The organism is Priestia sp. P5_B4, from assembly GCF_056400385.1.
The window spans coordinates 1-2,801 of record NZ_JBFULJ010000498.1; the positions used below are offsets into that span (position 1 = coordinate 1).

The following is a 2,801-nucleotide window of genomic DNA, read 5'->3' on the forward strand; positions in this document are numbered from 1 at the left end:
GTATAACGATACCTATGGCCATATTCAAGGAGACGAATGCTTGAAAGAAGTAGCGAATATTGCTAAAAGCGTTGTTTGATGAATCGGCTTTTGTTGCAAGATACGGAGGAGAAGAGTTTGGTATATTGCTTCCTCGAGCTAATCAATATGAAGCGATAAAAATGGCAGAAGCTATTAGACAGCAAGGCAGCAGCGTGCAATTATCCATCAAGCTTCTGACGTGTTTAAGTGTGTCACAATCAGTGTTGGAATAATGACAGTCGTTCCATCCGAACACATACAGCTGATTTCAATTGTCCATGGAGCAGATCAGGCTTTATATGAAGCAAAGCGTACGGGTCGAAATCGAATTTCAGCATATTCTCACCACAAAGAAGCTGACTCAAACGTTTGAGTCAGCTTTTAAAAGAGATATAAGCCTCTTATTTAGGAGGAGCTTTTTCTTTTTCATCTTCTTCCATAATTCCTTTTGTAGCGTTTTTAAACTCTTTTAACGTTTTTCCGGCAGCTTTCCCTAATTCCGGAAGTTTCTTTGGGCCAAAAAGCAATAGAGCGACAAATACAATTAAGGCAATTTCTCCAAACCCAAGGTTCATTGTCATCGTCTCCTATTTTTTGAAAGTGTTTACAAGTTTAGTATAGCATGAAAATAAAGGAAGTAGTACATCATTATCCAGTGATTTTAAGGCCGATTACACCTGCTACAATACAAAAAATAAATAAAATTCGACGCATATCTTTTGCTTCATGAAAGAAAAGCATGCCAAGAAGTACGCTTCCGGCAGCTCCTACTCCCGTCCATATGCCGTAAGCTGTTCCAATAGGTATCTCCTTTAATGCTAAGGAGAGAAGATAAAAACTTCCTGCACCGAAAAGGATAAATCCAATCGAAGGAAACAACCGCTTAAACCCATCTGAAAGTTTTAAAAAAATCACAAATCCCACTTCGCAAAAACCGGCAGCTATTAATGCAATCCAAGCCATGTTACGATTCCTCTCTTTCTGTTTCTTCAGTAGAAATCAACTTTAAACCAACGATTCCAAAGATCATTAATCCTAAAAATAAAATCTTTCCAATATTTGCTCCTTCGTCTAAAACGGTCATTCCAAGTATCGCTGTGCCAGCAGCCCCTATACCAGTGAATACTGCGTAAGCTGTTCCGACAGCAATTTTTTTTAAGGCATTTGAAAAGAAATAAAAGCTGATCACAATTGTGACGATTGTAATGATTGTTGGAGTTACTTCAGTAAATCCGTGTGAATATTTTAAGCCGATTGCCCATACAATCTCGAGCAAACCAGCGATAATAAGGTAAATCCAAGCCATTTTAATTCCTCCTTGCATAATAATAAGCCCTTTTTACAGGGCCTATTTAGCACGTATGCCTTCCCAAAATATCGTCCAAGCATCGTGAATTTTTTGGTCATAATACTCCGGTTCATAATAAAAGCGCTGAATGAACAGTCCGTCGGTTAAACAATAAAAGCTATTGATATACAAATCAATCGGACGTTCAATTATTTCGCCTTCAGCCATTCCCTGTGTAAAAATAGCATGCAGAATTTGATCAGACAATCGTTCGCTTCTTAAGAAAATAGCTTTTACTTCCGACTGTAAATGTTCAGGTGGAAACAAAATAAGACGACGGTACATCTGGCCAAAAGAATCTTTTTCAATCATTGTGCAGAAATCTACAACAAAGCAGTGAAGCTGTTCTTTAGCAGACTTTGTTTTATGCTGTTCGTATATAACAGATAACTTTGTTAAAAATAAATTCATTAAATCATGCACGGTTAGTAAAAATAAGTCGTCTTTGTTCTTAAAATGAGCGTACAGGGAAGGTTTTTTTATGCCTACTTTTGATGAGATATCGGCAAGCGATGTTTCTGTATAGCCTTTTTCTCCAAAGAGCTCCATTGCTGCAGCTCTAATTTTTTCTACAGTTGATAATTCACTCAAGAAAAGCTCCTCCTCAATCTAACTAACGGTCGTTAGGTAAAAGATATCAAATATAAAAAAAAGAAGCAAGGGAATCGCTTCTTTTTAATGTATTTTCACTAAATGACGCTGAGTTAAAAATAAAGAGAAGATAAAAATAAGCTCAAACGTATTTGTCACAGCCGTGCTTGGTATAGGAATTGACACGGCACTTCCTACAATCATCACGGCTACTCCAATCATCATACTGCTCCATCGCGTCTTGCGAAATAAGGAAATTCCAACAAAAAGCAAAATAATCGCCACAATGAGAACCATAAGAGGGGGACCGGATGATCCTACTAATGTATAGCGAACAATGCCATATTCACGTACAACTTCCATACGCTGACTAATCGTCTCGATTATTTCATAGCTAATTAAGGCAAACGTAGTTAGCAAAAAAAGAATGCCGGCAACAGGTTTTTTAGCCCATGTAATCGTCGAATATTTCGCTACGCCATACGCAAAGAGCACCAAAGTAGGGGTAAATAAAGCGTGAAACCAAAAGCGAAGCATGCTGAGTGAACGTAAAGTATCCCCTTCACCGATAAATGAACCAATCCCAATCATTATATTATCGTAAATTAGTCCAGCTATTACTAAAGGAAGAAAAAGCATGTAAAACGGCGAAGTGTTTTTTCGCACTACATATATGCTAAAGAAAAACAGGACAATATAGCAAAAAGAAAATAGAAAATAAAGGGTTGTATCAACCATTGTTTTCCTCCTTCTGATGATACTTCTTCTTTTTATGATAACATCATATGCCAAAAAAGTGAGAAATCATGCATTTTTCTAGGCAATCTTAACGGACCAAAGA

The 2,801-nt window shown here is 37.2% G+C and carries 6 protein-coding genes and 1 pseudogene; 2 read left to right on the top strand and 5 right to left on the bottom strand.

The features are described 5' to 3' along the window. Together AC1DRF_RS21900 and AC1DRF_RS21905 are read left to right on the top strand one after the other, a co-directional pair. The coding region (locus AC1DRF_RS21900; protein ID WP_477741693.1) for a diguanylate cyclase domain-containing protein at nt 1-79 on the top strand (79 nt) is incomplete at its 5' end. Continuing rightward, nucleotides 72-394: pseudogene (locus AC1DRF_RS21905) on the top strand (diguanylate cyclase domain-containing protein). The gene AC1DRF_RS21900 and the pseudogene AC1DRF_RS21905, both read left to right, overlap by 8 nt. A gap of 28 nt (nt 395-422) precedes the next feature. Here AC1DRF_RS21905 and AC1DRF_RS21910 read toward each other — a convergent pair. The 5 genes from AC1DRF_RS21910 to AC1DRF_RS21930 all read right to left on the bottom strand — a co-directional run bounded on the left by AC1DRF_RS21910 (nt 423) and on the right by AC1DRF_RS21930 (nt 2,698). Next, the gene (locus AC1DRF_RS21910; RefSeq protein ID WP_013055701.1) at nt 423-596 is read right to left on the bottom strand and encodes a twin-arginine translocase TatA/TatE family subunit; all 174 of its coding nucleotides are present in this window, start codon (nt 594-596) and stop codon (nt 423-425) included. A gap of 73 nt (nt 597-669) precedes the next feature. Then, nucleotides 670-984: a DMT family transporter gene (locus AC1DRF_RS21915; RefSeq protein ID WP_047933611.1), complete on the bottom strand. Its 315-nt coding sequence runs from the start codon at nt 982-984 to the stop codon at nt 670-672. 1 nt (nt 985) lies between these two features. Beyond that, nucleotides 986-1,327, bottom strand: a complete 342-nt coding sequence (gene sugE / locus AC1DRF_RS21920; protein WP_043980074.1) for a quaternary ammonium compound efflux SMR transporter SugE — start codon at nt 1,325-1,327, stop codon at nt 986-988. A 42-nt stretch (nt 1,328-1,369) separates the two neighbouring features. Then, a complete protein-coding gene (locus AC1DRF_RS21925) occupies nt 1,370-1,960 on the bottom strand; it encodes a TetR/AcrR family transcriptional regulator (RefSeq protein ID WP_014461312.1) in 591 nt (196 codons plus the stop codon). 84 nt (nt 1,961-2,044) lie between these two features. Continuing rightward, nucleotides 2,045-2,698, bottom strand: coding sequence for a hypothetical protein (locus AC1DRF_RS21930; RefSeq protein ID WP_043980067.1), 654 nt, complete (start codon nt 2,696-2,698; stop codon nt 2,045-2,047). Nucleotides 2,699-2,801: the final 103 nt, after the last annotated feature.